The organism is Clostridium estertheticum (genome assembly GCF_018861295.1).
Taxonomy (GTDB): Bacteria; Bacillota; Clostridia; order Clostridiales; family Clostridiaceae; genus Clostridium_AD; species Clostridium_AD estertheticum_D.
Genome location: NZ_JAHLDM010000031.1, coordinates 25,945 through 45,919 on the forward strand (window position 1 = coordinate 25,945; position 19,975 = coordinate 45,919).

General features: G+C 28.6%; 21 protein-coding genes. 2 read left to right on the top strand and 19 right to left on the bottom strand.

The features are described from left to right. Positions 1-42: 42 nt before the first annotated feature. The 11 genes from KPL54_RS22135 to KPL54_RS22185 form a co-directional block, all read right to left on the bottom strand. Entirely contained in the window at positions 43-180 is a 138-nt protein-coding gene (locus tag KPL54_RS22135) for a hypothetical protein (RefSeq protein ID WP_216108676.1), read from the bottom strand. 865 nt (positions 181-1,045) lie between these two features. Then, positions 1,046-1,201 (bottom strand): hypothetical protein, encoded by a 156-nt coding sequence (locus KPL54_RS22140; protein ID WP_216108677.1) that lies wholly within the window; start codon positions 1,199-1,201, stop codon positions 1,046-1,048. After that, positions 1,176-1,310 carry a hypothetical protein gene (locus KPL54_RS22145; RefSeq protein WP_216108678.1) on the bottom strand — a complete coding sequence of 45 codons (135 nt, stop codon included), beginning with the start codon at positions 1,308-1,310 and terminating at the stop codon, positions 1,176-1,178. Before KPL54_RS22145 ends, KPL54_RS22140 begins: the two co-directional genes overlap by 26 nt. Positions 1,311-1,661: 351 nt before the next feature. Then, positions 1,662-3,140 carry an HD domain-containing protein gene (locus KPL54_RS22150; protein ID WP_216108679.1) on the bottom strand — a complete coding sequence of 493 codons (1,479 nt, stop codon included), beginning with the start codon at positions 3,138-3,140 and terminating at the stop codon, positions 1,662-1,664. Further along, positions 3,137-3,643 (bottom strand): hypothetical protein, encoded by a 507-nt coding sequence (locus tag KPL54_RS22155; RefSeq protein WP_216108680.1) that lies wholly within the window; start codon positions 3,641-3,643, stop codon positions 3,137-3,139. Before KPL54_RS22155 ends, KPL54_RS22150 begins: the two co-directional genes overlap by 4 nt. Before the next feature lie 234 nt (positions 3,644-3,877). After that, on the bottom strand, positions 3,878-4,039 hold the full coding sequence (locus KPL54_RS26890) for an HNH endonuclease (protein WP_216108703.1): 162 nt from the start codon (positions 4,037-4,039) through the stop codon (positions 3,878-3,880). Between the two features lie 30 nt (positions 4,040-4,069). Next, positions 4,070-4,279: a hypothetical protein gene (locus tag KPL54_RS22165; protein ID WP_216108681.1), complete on the bottom strand. Its 210-nt coding sequence runs from the start codon at positions 4,277-4,279 to the stop codon at positions 4,070-4,072. Next, the gene (locus KPL54_RS22170; protein ID WP_216108682.1) at positions 4,264-4,527 is read right to left on the bottom strand and encodes a hypothetical protein; all 264 of its coding nucleotides are present in this window, start codon (positions 4,525-4,527) and stop codon (positions 4,264-4,266) included. Before KPL54_RS22170 ends, KPL54_RS22165 begins: the two co-directional genes overlap by 16 nt. Then, positions 4,488-4,667: a hypothetical protein gene (locus tag KPL54_RS22175; protein ID WP_216108683.1), complete on the bottom strand. Its 180-nt coding sequence runs from the start codon at positions 4,665-4,667 to the stop codon at positions 4,488-4,490. The genes KPL54_RS22170 and KPL54_RS22175 overlap by 40 nt, the downstream gene beginning before the upstream one ends. Before the next feature lie 168 nt (positions 4,668-4,835). Further along, on the bottom strand, positions 4,836-5,417 hold the full coding sequence (locus tag KPL54_RS22180; protein WP_216108684.1) for a recombinase family protein: 582 nt from the start codon (positions 5,415-5,417) through the stop codon (positions 4,836-4,838). Between the two features lie 168 nt (positions 5,418-5,585). Then, positions 5,586-5,858 (bottom strand): hypothetical protein, encoded by a 273-nt coding sequence (locus KPL54_RS22185; RefSeq protein ID WP_216108685.1) that lies wholly within the window; start codon positions 5,856-5,858, stop codon positions 5,586-5,588. A gap of 718 nt (positions 5,859-6,576) precedes the next feature. Here KPL54_RS22185 and KPL54_RS22190 point away from each other — a divergent pair. Continuing rightward, positions 6,577-6,756, top strand: a complete 180-nt coding sequence (locus KPL54_RS22190; RefSeq protein WP_216108686.1) for a hypothetical protein — start codon at positions 6,577-6,579, stop codon at positions 6,754-6,756. Continuing rightward, complete coding sequence (locus tag KPL54_RS22195) at positions 6,737-7,966, top strand: homing endonuclease associated repeat-containing protein (RefSeq protein ID WP_216108687.1); 1,230 nt, start codon at positions 6,737-6,739, stop codon at positions 7,964-7,966. The genes KPL54_RS22190 and KPL54_RS22195 overlap by 20 nt, the downstream gene beginning before the upstream one ends. 285 nt (positions 7,967-8,251) lie before the next feature. On the opposite strand, the gene KPL54_RS22200 is transcribed toward KPL54_RS22195, so the two are convergent. The 8 genes from KPL54_RS22200 to KPL54_RS22235 all read right to left on the bottom strand — a co-directional run bounded on the left by KPL54_RS22200 (position 8,252) and on the right by KPL54_RS22235 (position 19,539). Further along, entirely contained in the window at positions 8,252-8,551 is a 300-nt protein-coding gene (locus tag KPL54_RS22200; protein WP_216108688.1) for a hypothetical protein, read from the bottom strand. An 882-nt stretch (positions 8,552-9,433) separates the two neighbouring features. Then, positions 9,434-9,679, bottom strand: coding sequence for a hypothetical protein (locus tag KPL54_RS22205; protein WP_216108689.1), 246 nt, complete (start codon positions 9,677-9,679; stop codon positions 9,434-9,436). A 51-nt stretch (positions 9,680-9,730) separates the two neighbouring features. Continuing rightward, a complete protein-coding gene (locus KPL54_RS22210; RefSeq protein ID WP_216108690.1) occupies positions 9,731-10,636 on the bottom strand; it encodes a hypothetical protein in 906 nt (301 codons plus the stop codon). Positions 10,637-10,769: 133 nt separating this feature from the next. After that, a complete protein-coding gene (locus KPL54_RS22215) occupies positions 10,770-11,618 on the bottom strand; it encodes a hypothetical protein (protein WP_216108691.1) in 849 nt (282 codons plus the stop codon). Positions 11,619-12,144: 526 nt separating this feature from the next. Next, a complete protein-coding gene (locus KPL54_RS22220; RefSeq protein WP_216108692.1) occupies positions 12,145-12,396 on the bottom strand; it encodes a hypothetical protein in 252 nt (83 codons plus the stop codon). A 771-nt stretch (positions 12,397-13,167) separates the two neighbouring features. Beyond that, positions 13,168-13,683, bottom strand: a complete 516-nt coding sequence (locus tag KPL54_RS22225) for a hypothetical protein (protein WP_216108693.1) — start codon at positions 13,681-13,683, stop codon at positions 13,168-13,170. A 1,899-nt stretch (positions 13,684-15,582) separates the two neighbouring features. Then, positions 15,583-16,626 carry a hypothetical protein gene (locus KPL54_RS22230; protein WP_216108694.1) on the bottom strand — a complete coding sequence of 348 codons (1,044 nt, stop codon included), beginning with the start codon at positions 16,624-16,626 and terminating at the stop codon, positions 15,583-15,585. Positions 16,627-16,887: 261 nt separating this feature from the next. Beyond that, the gene (locus KPL54_RS22235) at positions 16,888-19,539 is read right to left on the bottom strand and encodes an HD domain-containing protein (protein ID WP_216108695.1); all 2,652 of its coding nucleotides are present in this window, start codon (positions 19,537-19,539) and stop codon (positions 16,888-16,890) included. Positions 19,540-19,975 lie beyond the last annotated feature (436 nt).

A 19,975-nucleotide genomic window follows, 5' to 3' on the forward strand; every position in this document is an offset into this window, starting at 1 on the left:
ATAGCCTCCAATAACTCTTTTTCTCATCTTCATATTAGTTGTTCATTCATTTATAGGAAGAATAACCGGAGATATTACCGCAGTTAAGCTAATATAATCATTACCTGTTCCAATAGAAAGAACAGTAATTTCAGAACCATCTGCATTTATCGTAGATTTTGCTTCTTTTTCTTTTGCCATTTACTTCACCTCCGGTTATTATAACATTTTCAGATACTATGGTACTATCTGAAGTTATCGCTTCCAATTACTACTGCCATTAAAATCTTATCATTGAAGATCTTATTTCCCCATGTGAAATTATTTAAATAAATAACTTTAGTGATATAAATATATATAAGTAACTAGAAGAGCGGTCTATTGTACAAATTCACAGAATCTATTAATCTTAGGAAAAATAATTTGTTTAATTCTATCAATAATTATGTTGCTTTTTTCGTATAAACACACAACTTCCGTAAATATCATAGCTGGTGCATATGTCTCATGTGCAACTAAATGTCTATTTTTTATTAAATTCATATAGAGTGTTGTATTTGTACATCTTGTACAAATACAACATAATTATACCCTCAAATAAAATGATTTGCCATCTCTTTAATAATATTGATTATTATTGTAGCCTTTTTATGGTATAACTTTACTAAATAAATAAGTTATACTGTAATAACCTTCAAAAAATAATTAAACCCAGTAACTATTACAGTTACTGGGTTTCTATGGTTCGCCTTCCAGGAATCGAACCTGCGACCAACTGGAACGGAAACAGTGACATTACAAAAGATTACAACTCTTTATTTCCAATGGATTGGAAGCTCCAATACTTTATTTAACGTTATATTAATATATATATCTTTACTGTAGTTGTGTTTTTATTGTGTTATAAATTGGCTATAGAATCCCTTCCACTTATTAGTATAATCACAACCTTATCCCTAAGTATCCTTAATATTATAAGTAATGAGCCACTTAAAGTAATCTTATATTATTCCTGAGTGATCATTTTTTCATTCTTAATTAAATAATTTACTGATACAAATTACCTTCATTCAATAACATCACATATCCATGAATTCCTTATTTCATCTGACCTAGTAATAATTTTTTCTTTCAATTTACATTCATATTCAATTATATCTGATCTTTCTTCTGGATATATATCAAAATTATTTAATTTACTGATTACGCTCTCCATTGTCACATTCAATCGCTACCTTATTATTTTTATAAATTGCAACCATATCTATTCTAAGCGAACCGACTTCCCATTGTGGAGAAATTTTATATCCTCTTTCACTAAGATATTTCATTACTCTTTTTTCAAACTCTGATTCTGCCTTTTTTCATTTCTTTCAAGCTCATACTTTCTTGATTTATAATTCTTACACTGAATTAATAGCCGCTCTCATTCCCTTGAAATAATATTTATTAACCACTTTACCTGTCTTTGCATCATTTTTTCGTAATTTCTTATGCTTCCGTACTTATTCATTTTAATAAGATTACGTTTCCTACTTATCTTTTTGCCAGTTCCTTTTCAAACAAAAAAGAGCCTTTTTACTGGCTCTAACTATTATATGTTTTATAATTTTACTTATACTTTTATAGCTATCACTTATCTATAGCTTGTACAAATCTTCATATCAATTTATATTTATAAACTAAGTTAATAAATTGTGAATTTTAGTTCTTATGAGATCATAGTCATAACTCTGGCCATCCTCCTCAATCATAAATATTCTCAACACTTCACTTTTATAATCTGCTAATTTATTGATAATTGATAGTTCATCAACCGCTAAATAAGAAATTTGCCCTTTAGAATCTATAATTTTTATAGCTTCTCTTAGGTCTTCTTCATATTCATCAATTCCTTTTTTAAAAGTGTAATGAGCAGGGATGCACTCAAATTTAACTTGCATTATTTGAAACCCCCAACTATTTTCATCTACACCTAATATCTCCGTTATTTTTTCAGGGTATTTTTTTAATTCCCTTTCTAAAATAGCAAAGCTAGTATTGGGAGATCTCTTATGTAAATCCTTAATTTCATAAATTATTTTAGGTCTTATCCTTTTAATAAAACTTCTATATAGTTTGTTGAAAGATTCATCATTGGCACTTTTATAGTAATCATTAAATGCCTGATATAGCATAGAATCATTAAACATTAAAAATTCTTCGCTATTTATATTATCTTGTATCTCTTCATAAGAATTAAAAATCAATTTATTCTTTCTAACCATCTTAATGTACATTGCCTTAATAATACCTTCAAAAGCCAAACTGGTTTTATGACCTACAACTTGAGAGTAGTGAAAATATCTTGACATTAAAAAATGTTCAACAACATGTTGGCCTTTCTTATCACAAACTAAAACCTTCATACTTGGAGAATCTTTTGACATTTTATAATCTCTTACCATTAAAAGACGAATAAGATACTCAAAATCAACAAGTCCAAATTTTACACCAGTCTGATATGAGTCTCTCAACAAATAATCAAGTCTATCGGCATCTAAACTTGAATGAAGCAATTGAGAATAAACCATATTATGAGAACCTATTTGTCCTGTTACAATACTTCCAATCTGACTTTTGTTGATTCCATAAGAATCTAATATTTCAGCAATATCTATATTATTCTCAATAACATACTTTCCTAATTTTTCATGGTGTGCACTTTTAGAATGTGAACTAGATAATATATGGAGCGGAATCTCTTTTGCTTCCTCTATATCCAGTAATGATAATAGATTTACAGCGGATTTATTATCCTTACAATAGCTGTAAACGCCTTCCCCTAAATGAGAAAGCGGATAATGACCAATATCATGTAATATCGCTGCCACTCTCATTATTACAACATCTTCAATTACTATATCACCTTTTCTTAATAGGTGATCTGTCATTAAACCCATAATATAAAGTACACCTAAAGAATGAACAAATCTAGAATGCTCTGCTCCTGGAAAAACATAATTCACATGAGCTAACTGTTTAAGGCCTCTTAATCTTTGAAAAATTGGTGTACTTATTAATTGTAATTCTAATGTTGATATTGCAATTCCTCCATATACAGGATCATTGATGTACTTAACACCAAAATCCGTTGCTTTGGACATATTTAGAAGACTCATGAGAAATCAACCTTAATATATTCGAACTCAGTCAATTTTTTTAATGCAAATTCACAATCTTGATTAGAATACTTAGGTTTCTCTATAATCAATGTTTTTATAATATTTTCCTTATTATAATCTTTAATTCCCCACATACAATGATTTTTAAAAATATATAGAATTGATGCCAATACTTCATACCAACTAGCTTCACTTAAATTGTTCGGTTTCCATTTTTGAAATTCATTAACCTTTGTTATTTTTCTTATAACTTCTGTATTTAATGAAACCTCTTTATATTCCATTGACTTCAAAACATCAAGATTGTCATATACATAACTCGTTAATGTAGGTGAATATGGTCCCTTTAAATACCAGTTATATTCATATCCTAAATCTACTTCCTGTTCTTGAAGCAAATATATTTTCTTTTGTATAATCACTCGACAATCTAATGAGTTTTTGCTATTTATATTCAAGTTTTTAAATATCATACCTTTAGCAATGTCCATATTATCCATTGTAATCACTCCTCACACATATTATATTATACATCATTGAGTTAGTTTACAGTACAGTAGTATAAATATTTTTTGGATATTAAACTTTATCTTTTAAAACCCATCTCATCCAACATATTTTACACTAGTATCCAACTTTATTAATACCCCTATAATACCATTCATATCCATTCAACTATTATTTATCATTATGTGTAATACACTATTGCATTTACTTCTAACACTTTTAAAATACTAATCTAATACTAATAGTTCTTTAATTTCCTCTTTTGATAGACACGGTCTCCTTTTGTGGAGTATCCTGTGACAATTAGCACAAACAAGCATAATATCATTCACGTTAGTTATATCTGCTTCTTTTAGATCAGAAATTTGCTTTGTATGATGTCCTTCTATATAATCCTTACCAACTTTTCCATAAACCTTTTAAAAATCAAAGCCACATGCCTCACAGTATAACTTTCCATTTGCCTTTTTAAATCTGTCTTTTGCTTCCTTAATTACTTTTGGATTTCTTTCTTTATATTTATGTAATCTTTCTTTTTCCTTACCCTCTGGGAAATTATCATTATCTTGAGCCGGTAAATCAGATATCTTTACACCTACGTTATCTCTCTTGTTTAATATAAAATACATTGCTCCATCTTTATCTTCACTAGTTTCAAGCAGTACAAACTCCCCTTTGAATTGAAATTTGTTTTTTTATCTTCTCTTACAAACGCATATATAGGATATTTATTTCTTGCAAGAATAATTGGTTTATTATCTTCATATTCAGTACTAAATCTTTTTTCTCCTGCCACTTTTATTCCATAAAAATAATATTTTAAAATCTTTTCTTCTTTTATCCATTGATTTGATATGATTCTCCATTTATTGTACATAAAATTGCGACACTCTCTATCTGTCCTTTATCATCCTTAATTGGATGTATCCCTTTTACTCTATTTACACATGATATCTTGGCTATATAGGTCGCATCCACTTCAAAATCTTTTATCATATCTTTTATTTTTATACTCATAACCTCATCCACCTTTTTATCTTTACAATTAAATTCTTCTTCACATATTATATTTATTTAATCGTAATTTAAATTATTCTTCTACACATTTTTTTATTTTATTAGTTGATTCATAATCTACTTGTTAGCAATTCCTGTCAGCAGTACTTTCCACAAATATGTACTAACTCATATTATTGCTGCCTTTCTTTTCCTAACTTCTCTTATTAATGTACTTTTAGATATTCCAGTTATCTCTGCAACTTCTGTGTATGAATTATTTTTTAGCATCTCAATTGAATTATTTATTTGTTTTGATGTATATGTCTTTGGTCTACCTTCTTTAAATCCTTCTTTAGTTTTTGCTATTGCCTTTCCTGTTTGAGTACGTTCAATAATTGTATTACGCTCCATCTCAGCAACTGCTAGTAATGTAGTTAAAAAAAATTTACCCATACTTGTATTCTCTAACAGTCCAATATTTATTACATGTACTGCTATTCCTTTATTAAAAAGCTCCTGAACTATATTAATCCCTTCTACAGTATTTCTAGCCAATCTATCCAATTTAGTAACCACTAAGGTATCACCTTTTTTTAAATCATATACCAATTTATTAAATATAGGTCTATCAGTTGTAGTTCCTGTGTACTGCTCTACTCTAATTACTGCACTATCATATCTATCTAATATATCCGTTGTTTGAACTTCTATAGAATGACCTTCTTTTAATTGCCCTTTTGTGCTTACTCTTGCATATCCTATTATCATAATTCACAACCCTTTTCACTATATAGTTTTGACCGTAAGTTTTGACACCTTTCTATGTATTGATTATACGTCTATACTTTACTGGTGTCAATACCGTTAAGTTATGACACTATATATAGTGTTATTAATTTTTTACTGATTGAAATGAACAAAATAGATATTATATGCTTAACATGCCTCTAATCTTGTATAGTTACTAATCTTCCATAAATATTTAAACTCATAGACCCATTGCTCATTTATTCCAGAAGCTGTTGTTATTTTATTTATTAATGTAGGCTTTCCCCAGCTATAATTTAATACTTCTTCTGTTATCACCTCAATTGTTGGTCCTTCGTTGTGTGCGTCAATTTTTGCTTGAGCCTTATCAACAATATCTTGCTGTGCTTCAGAAGATTCTTTTAAAATTAAAACTTGTTCGCCCTTACCTACTTTTAACATTCATTCTCTTACCCTTTGAACATCAATACCTTACCATTTAACCCCATAGATTAACCACATAATCTTCAAAGTTCTAAAACACTAATAATTATTTTTAAAGGATGGTTAAAATAAATTGAAAGCTAAAGATGCTGCAATAAATACAAGACCTTTTTCCTTTTTTATAAAATAGCTTTAAAAATAATGAGTGAATTAACAATATTGCAATTTAAACAGAAGAGAGTAATGACAACTAGATTTTTAGCTAAGGAACAAAAGAAAGTTCTATAAGTAGAAATTTTAAGAGCCAAACAATGTATTCAAAAACCTGAATAATTTATAAATCTAATTGAAAAAAGCACTAGATTAACTGATACAACAATAACAATTGATCAAATATTTAAAGTAAATGAAATGACAGCTTTATGACTGAATAAATTGCTACACAAATATGAATTACAGTATAACTTAAATGGTAATTGGATTTTACATGCTAAATACAAAGGAAGAGAGTATTCCAACTATCCTGTTTTATAATTTTCGTTCACATCTATAACTTTATTCGATCTTCTCTATCTTAAATGCTCTCAATAATTATATATGTATTTTAACAGGGGTCCTTTATGAAGCCTTGTTTACTTTTATTAATAACAAAAGCTTTAGATGTTTTTATTTTAATTTAAGTATATAATGCTTGATTTAGAGCAATCTATGTATATTATTAAAGGAGTTGAGTTTATTGGATTATTACAATATTACAGCTCACAAAATTACAAATAATAAAATAAGTAAATTAGTAAAAACCGATATAGTTAAGGAAGTAATAGACTATAACAATAAAAATCCCGAAAATAAACTTAAGGCTATACTTACTAAGTATAGCAACAATTATCTTACAAATGATAAATCAATCCTATAATTTAAACCTTAATGAAGAAAATTTATTTCACATTGAAGAATTTACCGTATCCGGCACTGGGAGAATAGACATTCTATTTATAACATCTTATGCTGACATAATAGTTATTGAACTAAAAATTAAAGACAATATTAGTAGTAGGGATCCACTTGAGCAAATTTTAGGCTATGTTAGAGGTATAAGAACAAAAATTGGAGATAATCTAATTACAAATATGAAGGTAAAAAAGCCAAAACAGTTTGAGAACTTTATATGTTGCAACAAAATTAATGAGAAATGTTTATCACAAGATCTAAGTTATAATTTATCTAATAGAAAAATACTTGCACTGTTAATTTTCAACAAACTTGATGAAAATTTAGTAAATAAATTTGATAAAAAAATTATTGAATACAAAGATGAGATATCCAGAAACTTAATATTGACAGAGATGGTCTCATTCCGATTAGAAGATGAACTCTCCTCAACTATAGTAATACCTTGTCCTCAAAGAAAGATTTGCTTTAAATTTGAGGCTAGTATACAAAACAAGCTTACTAACTTAGATAAAAATTTATCTATCATAATAGATGATTTATATAGAAAAAATTGTTTATTGGATACACTTAAAAGCGATAACCACGCTTTATTGGAACTTTTCAACAGTCACGTTGGAACCGAAAGTCAAATGATTACAGATAATGAATCACTAATTGAATTAATTAAAAATGAAGGAGTAAGGCTTAACGCCAGCAGCTTTCTTTCATTATTCGATAAGATTAGTCTAGATAAGAAGATTCCATCCCGTTCCCACTGTTACAAGCTCCTTGGTCAAAAAGTCATCCGCGAAATAACAAAGTTTTTCAAATGCTATGCGAAAAATTCTAAAAAAGATATTATTAACTTTTTAAGAGATTTATCATCTAAACTTGGAAGATCTCCCTCAAGTGCAGAATCTACAATAAGAGGACGCCATGTTAATACTATCTGTTCCCAATTTAAAACATATAATAATGCTTTAAAAGCAGCTGGATTAAATCCAGTCCAAGAACATACAAAACCCTCAAAGGATGAAATAATAACCGAAATAAAGAGTATATCAAAATTAGTTAAAAGACATATTGTAAGAGAGTATATATCTAGAGGAGGTCACTATTATTGGTACCTTCATTATTTGGGGAGTTTTAAAAAAGCATTAATAAGCTGTGGTGTAATTCCTTTTAAAAGTTAAAAATTGAATATAATCTAAATAGATTCTGGAATATAACGTGAAACTTTCCTCCCCTAATTAGGCAACTAATTTTTTCATAAGTTGAAAATATACTATATCTATATTCTAAGACTTAGATTACATCGTTATTACAAAATACACTGTACTTTAGTACTTCTTCCTCTCAACACACATAACTACTTTTAAGTAGTAGTTGAATCACCAATGGTACCAAATAATTAAACAAGGATTAATAAGAGGCACCTGCACTTTGAAGTAGATGCTCCTTATTATTTAAATTAGTGTTTACACTATTTTAAGAAATCTTTTCTTGCTCTTTAAAAAATTCATCACGATTTTATAACCCATTACCTCCTTAACAATGTAAAAATCTTCCTCCATCATATTAATCAAACCAAGAGCAATACATGCTGATATAACAAAATCTGGTTGGTCCTTTCCATAATAATGAAATAACATAGAAGATTCTCTTTCTAATCCAATTTTAACAACAATTACTGATAACATGTCTGCAATAATTTGTTTTTCTTCAATCGTCTTGAAAATTATCATTATGTCTTTAGTTTCTTGATCCAATTTAAACATTAAACCTCCACCTCTTTATTTTATATTTTGGATAAAATTTATGTCTAATACTTTAAAAAATTTTTAGTATTAGTACTTAATTCGTATGTGATTCAGACAACACTTTCGACTAACCTACATTAAGATATATTACTTAGCTCAGTCTTTGTCGGAGTCAACCACAATTTCGGTAATTAGTAAGACTAATACCATTATTTTTCAGCAGCAATGCCATAAATTTTACTTAAATTATTATTATTGCAAATCTAAAAAAATTAACCTAAAATTTAAAGTTTATTTTAACTTTTTTTATTTAAACATAAAGTCTCATTTTAAAATAATTTATCATTTTTGTTCTTCTTTAATACCTATATTGGTCATACCATTGGTAATGCTAAACGTCTCCAGCCTCAGCTTAAAATATAAATTAATTATCACATTTATAAATAATAGCTCTCATATTTGTTATGCTGAAGAGATTTAACTACTCTTTCTTTAGTTCTAAAAAAGAAAGAATATAATTACAGCTAGCATACCTCAAACACCTATACAACTCTTCAGTTAATGCTACTGATCATATTACGTTAAGGTTAATTCAAAGTACGAATAAATTTTAATGAAGTTTCTGGTCCATGTAATATAGCCAAAGCTTGTTATTGTAATGTAATACGAACCTATTATGGTATTGTTATCTACAATCTATATTATTTTGAATTTCATCTATAACTAAAAAAGAAGAAAAAATAATAGATAAATTACTATTTTAACGTAGTGGCTTATCAATCTATACTATCAATTAAATTTTATAGTTAATTTATTTATCAGAGAAACTTATTACATCTCCAGCAGGAATATCACCTTTACCTTGTTGTTTTGGTTTTTGGTGGGTATTATTTTTTACTTTTAGAGTAGTATCTTCATTTTTGGTATCTGATCCATTGTTTTCATTATTGAATTTTCATAATGATAAGCTAATTCTTCATCTGAATTCAATAAATTTATTTTTGCACCTTTGCGAGTTTCCTTACCATAATCCCGCAATCCCTCTAGTCCGGCTGATTTTGATTTACCAACATCCTCTACAGTTGCAACACCTGTTAAATGTGATATCAATTGAGCCGTTAATAAATAAGTACACCCAAGGAACAACTTACTATCACAAGCAATTATATTTTTATATTTTCTTTTCTATTTTTTTTGTTAAAAAGAGTCTTCATCTATACCAACTAATTGAACATCTAATTTTTTAAGATTTAATTGATCCATAGTTTGTTGAAAGAATGCTTGTTGCTCATGAAGGCATACTACATAGTAGATTGAGTCAGATGAACTATCTGCTTGCACCGCCAGCATATCGTAGCTACTTAATATATTATTAAGTACTAAGTTTAAATAAAAATTATTGCCTATTATATATTGAGTTTGTTTTTTATAAAATGCTTTTTCTTTTGATAGTTTTGGGAACGCTACACATATAATTCTTCTATCGAAGAAGCCCTTAGCCATTTCATTCAATAAACCAAAAGAAGATTCATTCGGTGGTAAAAGAAGTAATTCGTTAATATAAACATTACTTGTTGTTAGAACCTTAGCAAAGTCAGCATTTCTAGTGAAAATTATTGCATGACTTATTTCATCTCTTTTATTTTTTAATTCTCTTGAAATTTGAACTTTTGAATCATTAGATATTTGTTTCGGTATATCATATATTAGGTAAGTTGAACGTTCTTTTGTTGTTGCAGCACTTACAAATAACATTCCTCTATTTAAATTGTTTTCTTTTTTATATTGAGCAGATGTCACTACCTCCATAGTTGGCATTAGATATTTAAGTTCGGATGTTCTTGCTAATCGTCTTTGAGTGACTATTGATAGATTATCTACTAATTTTGATGTTACCCCTATACGTTCTAAGTATTTTCTACCTTCAACGCCTATCATGATTAATCCATATTTTCTATTTATTATTTTTTCTCTTTCCATTAGCTCTAGTCTGCTCCTACAATACCTTGTAGGATATATTGTTAGTGGCAACTTAGAACTACAAGCTCCAGTCTCATTAACCTTTAATAAAAAGCCTTTATCTCTTTGTGTTATTTGTATCATTTATTTAACCACCTTTATTTGATTTGAAAATTAGATATAGTATTTATAATTTTATTAATAAAACGAACTTACTTTTGGGTTTATAGTTGTTATTTCAATATTTAATTTTTCAAATTTTAGTGATTCTATTTTACTAAAAAAAATATTGTTCTTGAATATCAAGACAAACTATATTATAAGTTTGTACAAAGTTATCATTTATTTTATCTTGAATATTTAAACTACTTAGCGTAGAGAATACATTAATGTTGTTTAGGACCATGTTGATATACGCATTACCGTCTATCAGATACTGATTGCGTTTTTTACTGAATACTTTATCTTCTATTAGGTCAGGGAAAGCAGCTCCAATTACTCTTCTATCGAAATCACCTTCAGCCATTTCGTTTGTAAGTTTTACAAATAAATCGATTGGTGGTAATAGTAGCAATTCATCTATATGGATTTTGCCCTCAGATACAATTTGGACAAAGTCTGTGTTTTTAGTAAAAATTATTGCTCTATCTATTGACTGGGTTTTATTTTTTAATTCTTTTAGTAATTGTGTTTGAGCACCAATAGTTATTCTTTTAGGCACATCATAAATCAAATACGTCAAACCAGTTTTTATTGTGGCAGCAACTATAAATTGCATTCCACGATTTAAATTGTGTTCTTTTTTGTGTCTAGATGAGGTTACAACTTCCATTACAGGTAGTAAATATTTAAATTCCAAGGCCCTAGCTAGTCGTCGTTGTATTATTAGTGATTTTCTATCTAATATTTTAGGGATTATACCGATGCTTTCTAAATAGTTTTTACCTTCTACCCCTAACATTATTAAGCCATATTTTCTAGTTACTAACTTTTCAGCTTCCATCTTACCTATACGTTCCCTACCGTAATTCTCAGGATAAAATCTAAATAGTGTATGTGTATTAGAAGCTCCAGTTTCATTTAAAGCGATTAAAAAGTTTTTATCTCGTTCCATTATTCTTATCATATATTTATCTCCTTTTCTCTATTTTTTTTGGACAAAGTAGTTATCACTTATATAAATCAAATCAATAAAAATCACTTTCGCCTGGATGTATATTTTTTATATTGATAGTCAGGATTTTTAAGTTTAGAGCCATTATTTTATACTTCAAATACTGGTCCTTAATATCTAACCATATAATGTTACATGCTTGGACAATGTTTTTAACTGGCATTACGGTAACGGGTAAAATTTCTTTTGGTTTTTTTTTATCATTATTTTAAAACTTGTTTACTGCCTTGCTATATTCTTTCTTTTGGACAAAGTTACTACATTTAAGCAATAATTTTTTTGTTGATTGACAATTATTAAAAAACTAAAAATTAAAAAACGTAAATTTGCATTTGATTAATATATTTGGTCATATTTAGATAATGATATCAATTTTATTTTTATCTGACTTCAGTTGAAGTATATATATTTGCATTTATCCTATTTAGACAACCAGAAGTATGCATTACATTATCTTGTATATCAGTTTCATTAAGCATTAGTAAGAAGTTTTTATTATCTTCATAGTTATTTCTCCTTTTAATTTATTGATTTTGCAGTAGTCCATTCTATTTTGTTTATCTACCCTATTTTTATAGTAGAAGGCTTTTCTCTTTTGTGATTTTTCTTTGTTTTTCTTCTTTCTTATTATTCTACCTAGTACCTGTGGGTTCATATATTCCTTTGTAAATCCATTTATATTTAACAATCTTGTTTCACTTTCATTATATTCATATTTAGATAAATACACCTTAGTCATCCCCTTACTAACTTATTGACGTTATTAAATTAGTTACAAAGCTATCTACTATCTTTCCATTTATTTTTTTATCTTTTATTAGCATTTTCATTTATTTTTCCTTTAAGAAAGTCATTCCTACTTCCATATTAATAGAACTATTTCCATTGGTTTTAAACATTTCATTTTTATCTTTTTTCATTTCTCTTTTTAATTTTTCTACGCGATATTAACAATACTTTCTGACATTGTTATTAACTCCTTTTTTTATTTTTTCTTACCTCTTTTTATGGTTTTTTTCTTGTTTCTCTTTATATACATAAGTAGTCAAACTCCTCAAATAATATAAAATTTTGCAGTATTTATTTTTTCTTTTTTTAGTTGTATAACGTTTTTTATTTTGTAGCAGTTGGTGTCGCTCAAAGTTCTTGTCTGGTGGTAGTTTTTTTCGTGGTGCAAAGCTTACAAAAGTTCAATAGGGTTTTTTTATGAATTAAAATATAAAATTAGTTTAATATGCACTAATATAAATTGGACAAAGTACGAGTATTGGTGTTACAGCATTTACCGCTATGGTTATTTTTAACAACTGTAGTGCATATCTAATTTAAAATTGCCTAGTGCATGTTTACACGAACATCATATAGCCACTATTGCACGGCTATTTAACAAAACTTATATCACTTTTTTTATGATTTTAACCCTCATCATACTCTGCTCATTTGTGTCTTTTCCTTCCACCAAATACGAGACATATTTATAGCTATCATCATGAAAAAAATGTCAATATCTCATAGCATCTATCACATATTTAAGCTCAATATTGTCTACATCAAAGATGTATTGATGGTATACTGAAAAGATAATAAGTATCGGTTCTGTTCCATAATGGGGCTTCTCTACCATCCTTTTTATGCCTTGCATAATCATACATATCAGAGCATTTTTAACCTTGTAAACATCACGAGAATACATACTTTTAACATGTGGGATAAAGTTAAAGTCCATTGTAAAAATTTCTGCTTTATTATTGTAGTTACACACTGGTAGCTGTGGATCTAAAGCCTTATTGAACACATCATCCGTAATGATCTTAAGTTCATATAGACGAATCATCTCATTTACGAAATTAGCTTTAACTACTTCGGCCTTATCACAGAACTCATTGTAATGTTTGATATTTTCATCTAAATTTGTTCTAACAGAGTATTCATTTAACTCTTTTATAAGCGAACTGTACATTGTATGCTGACTTAAATCCTTAAAAAATTGATTTTTATTGTTAATTTCATTTTTCATATTGTTTTCCTTATCACCATATTTTGTACAAGAATATATAACAGCAAGTGAAAAACAATAATTGAACTATATATTTTCATTTTAATTTGGCTTTTCAATTACTGGACAATCTTCTTGTACATTTATATAGTCAACAGTGCAAAATAATATAAGAAAATGAATAAAATAGTTTATAGAGAGGTTTTCATTTTAATAACACATGAGTCTAAAAGTTTCCTTTTTCATTGGACAAAGATATCTGAAGTTTTATAAAAATTTCCTTTATGGCTCTAAAGTTTCCTTTTTTAACATAAAGGGTCTTTTACTTCTCTTTCGGTTGTAATTATCTTCCATGAGTTGTTGCTTTTAATATAGAAAGTTTCATAAAAATAGTCATTTAACTTTATTTTTATAAAATTATCTGAGGCGATAAATTATTATGAAAACAGTATGTAATTTATTGAAAAAGATGGACAAAGTTATTAAAAACTTTTCTGCTATTTATAAAAAAAATAATCGCAAACATCAAATAAAATATTGTTAATTATTTTATTATTTAATAATTTATAATTAATTATTTTTGTAGTCATTTTTATAAATTTCAAAATTATGATATAAATGATTTTTATATATTTGATATAGACTGTGCTAAAATAAATTAGCATTTATGAAATATGAAACCGAAGATTAAAAAAAGTGTAAAATTACTACAGATATAATTTGAAATTATTAATATCCAAGCTCAAAAAACCACAATAAAAGCGCAAGAATTTTCCCGCCCTTTTATTGTGGTTTTAAAATATATTTATTTTCTAATTTCTTAATATACTAAAATGTTTTATAAATTTTCTTCATTTAGCACAGATTCTTCTTTTAATACTGAATCTTCGACTGGCATAGTTTAAAGCATTTTAGAAATAACTGATTTATAACTTGCTCGGTTTCCTATTTCTTACATAAATTTTTATATTATCCATTTAAACATAGTACCTTTTATAAGTTCTGGTGTCTTTTAATGTTTTATTGTGTCTCTAGTCCCCAGTAGTCCCAAATAAAAAATGGCTATAAGTATCAAAACTCATAGCCTTAGGAAGTGACTATTTCAATAATTTTATATTACTGTTTTTTATTTGATCCATGCCTTGCTCTATATAAACATCTTTACCTCATTCTCCATTAAATACTTACAATTATTCCTTAATATTTTCCATCTCTATTTAAATTAGTTTGCCCATGACTTAATAAATTTTCATTATCAAACTCCAATGTATAACCATGGCTGCAATAGAAAAGAGAGGCTAAAATAGTTACAAAAGGACCGTATCATTAAGTTATAATCATTGATATAACTATTAGAACCTAAAAAGGGGGTCAGACCCTCGACCTACGCGTTACGAGTGCGTTGGATTGCCTATATTTACATTTAGAAAGCTTTAATAAGCACTGTTATACCAACGTTTATATGCTATTGTCTTATAGTATATTATATTAAAATCAGGTACTGTTTTTTTATCATTAGTACCCAAATAGTACCCAATAATAATTTTTAGAATACTAACAGAACCCCTCGCCCATAAAACTTCTAGGTTGTTACGGTGTTATCTAACCTGCGGACAACTGGTTCGTAAAAGGGACAATTTATTTACCACCTTAGTCATTTTCAAAACCCATAGTTTTTCTAAAATTTTGTATAATCAAATTATATGGCCCATATTTATAATTGTTCTTGTAATCATATGCGTTCCCGCCTATTTCTAGACACTAACTGTAGGCAAGAGTATCAAGACAACTATCATTTATTCGCTGTTTTTTACTCATTCATACTCCACTTTATGATTTTAAAATTAACTTAATTAAGGAATGTGGTATATACATATTATCAGCTTATATCGAACAATAGTTTTTTATTGTTGTGACCTTCTACACATCACTCATACCTTTAATATTATTATAAAAATTCTTTACAATTAATTTTAACCTATTTCCTTTTGATATAATTGGTTTTCTTTTCAATCTAGACTCTATGTTCTGAAAAGAATTATTATCCATTCCTTTAATATATCCTTCGCCTGTAGCTATAACATGCTGATGATTAATCATACGCTTAGCAAATTCATTTGAAAATGGTAATAAATGTTGATTAATATAAGTTTCTAAAAAATCCTTATGTATTATATCTATTGCATAAGTTTTTTCTCTTTCAAGATAGTCGCTTGAATTATTTGTCTCATGTTTAAGTACTCTTACCCAAGGTATATTTATCATTTTATTCTTGCCTTCAGATACAATTACCCCAATCATAGGTGCGTCTACGACCCCAATAGGCATAACTAAATCAGCATCAAAATAATAAGCGGTTTTAGGCGGAATTTTTGTTTTTTTAAAGCTCTCCACGGCCTTTGATAGCGGTAGAATCAACCCATTATATGCATCAGTTCCTGAAAGCTCTAATTCTTTACCCTTTCGAGCACATTTTGAAAATGAAAGACAAAATTGTGGATTTTTAGAAATAAACCCATGTTTATCCATTTCTAATACGTTAAGTATTGGGAGATTATACGTTGATATTGTGTCATCAGAAGATATACGAACATTTTCGTTAACCAGTCCTGCTATTACAGGAAAGTTATAAGCATGTGTTATTTCAGTATCTAAAAAAAATATGTAAGGAAGTTCCGATTGCTTACATTCTATAAGTAAATTTAGAGCTGGCCTTACTCTATGTTGATGCTTTTCCGTATGACTATACAAGTCCTTTTGTGCAAATATATCCAATGTTCTTAACGCACCAGTATCTTTATCAACATAACTCCATTCTTGAGTAATTGAAAAATCTTTAACTAATTTGCTAGCTGAAATAGTTTGTAATGGGTAACCAGATTTGTTTACTGCATCTATTATTGCCTCTTCCGTAATACCTTTACCAATAATATTGCTTTTAGGGTTATTATAACTCGTTTCCATAAATTTTGACCTCCCCTTTCGCTACCAACTGTTTCGTATTCTGCTAGATAGTATTTTGCAACTCTTGATATATAATCGTTATAAGCATAGTACCTTTTTTATCTTTTGGTGTGTTTTAACGTTTTATTGTATCTGTAGTCCCCAAATGAAAAAAGGTTATAAGTAACGAAAATCTGCGATGACATGTATAATTTATCAATTTCATAGCTTATTTTAAAGATTCAAATGATAACTAGCAACCGTACCTTAAATAATTAATCATTACCTTTTGGGCTTTTTAATTATATCAATATTGTCGAAAACAACTGGTTCACCATCAGCATATCCAACTATTGCTTCATAATTTTTTTTATCTGATGAAATATCAGAACAACCTAAAATTTTGTCTTTACTGTTACCCCAACTTTCTGAAAAAGCATCTATAATTAATCCTTGTAATGTCCTATCCAGATACCAATCTTCTGGTTTACCGTAAGTATCAGGCCACATTATATGACAGTTAGTACTATGTGTTTGTAAAATGCCTGGACAACCACTATTAGACCAAAATAAATTCTCCGAATAGTCAATTTTGCAAGATTTATTACTATCTTGAATGTACACAGCTGCCTCTGACGTGATTATGTAACTGTCTTTACTTATTTTACAAATTAGTTCTTTTAGCATGTCATAATTTAGCATTCCACTTTTATGATATGCTACTTTTAAAACCGAAGTATTTCCACCACAACATCTTACTATAGACGCACACTCCATTTCTATATTTTCATCTAGCGCTAACTTTGATAAAAGAACTGCCTGATTGCTTGACCATTCCTTTAATTTCTTATACGAGATAATAGGAATTCCTATATCTCTTGATGCCCTATCGCATCTACCAATTAAAATTCCTAGCAATCCTGTTAATCCTGATGTTCTGAACCCACCAACTGTAACTGCTCCTTCAATATTAAGCATTCGTTTTTTATCAAAACCTTCTTTAAAAACAAGTAATCGCCCAACAATAGTCCCATCGTCTTCTTTTATTACAGACATATGTTTCGATAGGTTTAATAATAATTTCTGTTCTAGTTTCCCTAGACCATTGTAACATGACATTCCAATAATCCTTTTTAAAAGATTTAAAGGCTTAATGGAAATCCAATCATTTGCTTTTATTATAGTTTTTACATTACCTTTCGTTTCTAAAATAATGTTACAATCAATGCTAGGACATACTGTTCCAACCAATTCAGCATATGTCATTTTGTTTTTGTGATATTGATTTAATTGTAATAAATCCTCAAAGATTTTATTATTAGAAAACCAAACACGAATTCTAGTTCCTCCATCTTTAATGACTTCATCTTCATTTGCTTTTCTTAATATTGGTCTTATAGACACCCCATCATTAAACTCCAAGATTAAAGTACTATCTCTCCCTTTTTCAAATCGTTTTGAAGAAACTTTAACTCTCTTTCCCCACATGAAAACAGAATAAAAGCCAATTCCATATTTTCCAGTTGAAGTAAACCCCTTAGATTCTAAACCTGGGACTTCATCATGCATTAGAGCTGTTCCCCAAAATGATTGACCAAAGTCTAAAAATGGCCCTGTCAAAACCTTTGATGACATACCTAGTCCATTGTCCTCCACTTCAATATACTGTCCATGAGTATCTTTCCCAACCCTTATGATAATATCACCAAATAAATCATCTTCATTTTCAAAGATTCTTCTTGCTCTAATCGCATCAGACGCATTTTGTATAAGTTCTCTTAATGGAACAGTCCCATTTTGTCCATATAGTTGCTCTCCACCAAGACTTCTAACTAGTTTTGCGACATTCGAGACTTTAATTTTAGTATCTACTGGCTGCCACCCATCAACAGTTATTAATTTAGAAAGTCTTTTCGGATCTTCTACTGATGCAACACCAATAGCTCCAAGTCTATCCCTATTAGTATTAGCCAATAAAGAATCCACTTCTTTTAATTCATTATCTATCATTTTTAGGGTATCGAAGCATGTCCACCAAGAATTTACCTCACTAATTGTAAATGGCGATTTAGATGTGTACACTAATCTATCACGTTCCAACCTTGGTTGGTACATTTTTTGTTGAAAATTCCAGTGAAGATCTGACTCTTTGGATACCTTCCTTAGTGTCCTTAAAAAAGTTGGAGCTCTTCTGTCATCAATCTGAGTAGCATCTGCAATTCTTAAAATACAAGCTAATTTAATCGGATCAATAGTCCACTCTGAAGGGAACATACTTAATGCTCCTAGGGTATTCTGCAATTTTTCCTCTAATTCATTTACTCCCCACCAATGGCTATAGGCAATTAACCCAATTACGTTTCCATACGCTTCACGTAATTCAATGTTGTCTATAAGAAAAATATCATCTCCTTTTGAATCTTTCCATGAAATTTTTGCCAACTTTCCTGCTTGCTTACCATGTAATATTCGTAATGTATATTCTGTAGCCTCCATTTCTGTCTCTTTATCTAAATTAACAAAATCGCTTTTTAAAATGGTACGTCCCAGTTTCTTCTTTAACAATGATGTAGCTGTATCTATCCATACAGATTCTTCTTTTAATTCTTTAATCCCTTTAGGAAACGAAGCTAAGGCCATTCCTAAATCATGAATTAAAAAAGCCCCCCCCAAAACAAATGCTTCTGCTGGATTTAGCTCAACATTTTCTTTAACAACTAATTGGGCAGTTTCCCACAATGCATCAATATGAGATATATCATGAACTGTAAATTCAGGCAATACTCTCGCGATTTCACTAGCTAATAATTTAGCCTTATCTCTGAAGTTCTCAAATTCAACTCTTAGGAATTCCCTCTGTTTAATAAAATAGTCAGGTTCCATTTGCCTTGCTAATGTTTTTTGCCAGATTGAACTTTGTTGAAATTCCATCATAATATCTCACTTCCCTCTATTAAATTATAACATATTCTAATAGTAATTATAAAATTTGTATTATATAGTAATATTTTATTTTGCAACTTACATATAAATCAAATCTAATTACTGAGGGTTACTGGAAAGTTCATACAAACATGCTTAGCCTTAAGTACACATGCTTAAGGTTTATATATAGAATATTTTTGGGAAGAGGTTTTTATAAATATATTTTTTGTAGATGTTTTTTATTGCTTCCACCTTACTTTATTTATACAGAACGCACCTTTACCCTTTCTATTTGTAGGTTTTTTTCTTTTTATATTCCAATTAATAAATTACCCCTATACAATAACTGTGTTACATGAATTAACCCTTACTAAACCATTACCTACGGCTTTAGAAATTGTCCAAGATCTGCATATAAAAAAAGAAGGCTTACCTGCCCTCTCCA

Excerpts from the sequence above, each read along its gene's own strand:
- KPL54_RS22135 (WP_216108676.1), bottom strand. The coding sequence starts at position 180 with ATGGCAAAAGAAAAAGAAGCAAAATCTACGATAAATGCAGATGGTTCT.
- KPL54_RS22145 (WP_216108678.1), bottom strand. The coding sequence starts at position 1,310 with ATGAAATATCTTAGTGAAAGAGGATATAAAATTTCTCCACAATGGGAA.
- KPL54_RS22150 (WP_216108679.1), bottom strand. The coding sequence starts at position 3,140 with ATGAGTCTTCTAAATATGTCCAAAGCAACGGATTTTGGTGTTAAGTAC.
- KPL54_RS22155 (WP_216108680.1), bottom strand. The coding sequence starts at position 3,643 with ATGGATAATATGGACATTGCTAAAGGTATGATATTTAAAAACTTGAAT.
- KPL54_RS22165 (WP_216108681.1), bottom strand. The coding sequence starts at position 4,279 with ATGTATTTTATATTAAACAAGAGAGATAACGTAGGTGTAAAGATATCT.
- KPL54_RS22170 (WP_216108682.1), bottom strand. The coding sequence starts at position 4,527 with ATGTACAATAAATGGAGAATCATATCAAATCAATGGATAAAAGAAGAA.
- KPL54_RS22175 (WP_216108683.1), bottom strand. The coding sequence starts at position 4,667 with ATGAGTATAAAAATAAAAGATATGATAAAAGATTTTGAAGTGGATGCG.
- KPL54_RS22180 (WP_216108684.1), bottom strand. The coding sequence starts at position 5,417 with ATGATAATAGGATATGCAAGAGTAAGCACAAAAGGGCAATTAAAAGAA.
- KPL54_RS22185 (WP_216108685.1), bottom strand. The coding sequence starts at position 5,858 with ATGTTAAAAGTAGGTAAGGGCGAACAAGTTTTAATTTTAAAAGAATCT.
- KPL54_RS22195 (WP_216108687.1), top strand. The coding sequence starts at position 6,737 with ATGATAAATCAATCCTATAATTTAAACCTTAATGAAGAAAATTTATTT.
- KPL54_RS22200 (WP_216108688.1), bottom strand. The coding sequence starts at position 8,551 with ATGTTTAAATTGGATCAAGAAACTAAAGACATAATGATAATTTTCAAG.
- KPL54_RS22210 (WP_216108690.1), bottom strand. The coding sequence starts at position 10,636 with ATGATACAAATAACACAAAGAGATAAAGGCTTTTTATTAAAGGTTAAT.
- KPL54_RS22215 (WP_216108691.1), bottom strand. The coding sequence starts at position 11,618 with ATGATAAGAATAATGGAACGAGATAAAAACTTTTTAATCGCTTTAAAT.
- KPL54_RS22225 (WP_216108693.1), bottom strand. The coding sequence starts at position 13,683 with ATGAAAAATGAAATTAACAATAAAAATCAATTTTTTAAGGATTTAAGT.
- KPL54_RS22230 (WP_216108694.1), bottom strand. The coding sequence starts at position 16,626 with ATGGAAACGAGTTATAATAACCCTAAAAGCAATATTATTGGTAAAGGT.
- KPL54_RS22235 (WP_216108695.1), bottom strand. The coding sequence starts at position 19,539 with ATGATGGAATTTCAACAAAGTTCAATCTGGCAAAAAACATTAGCAAGG.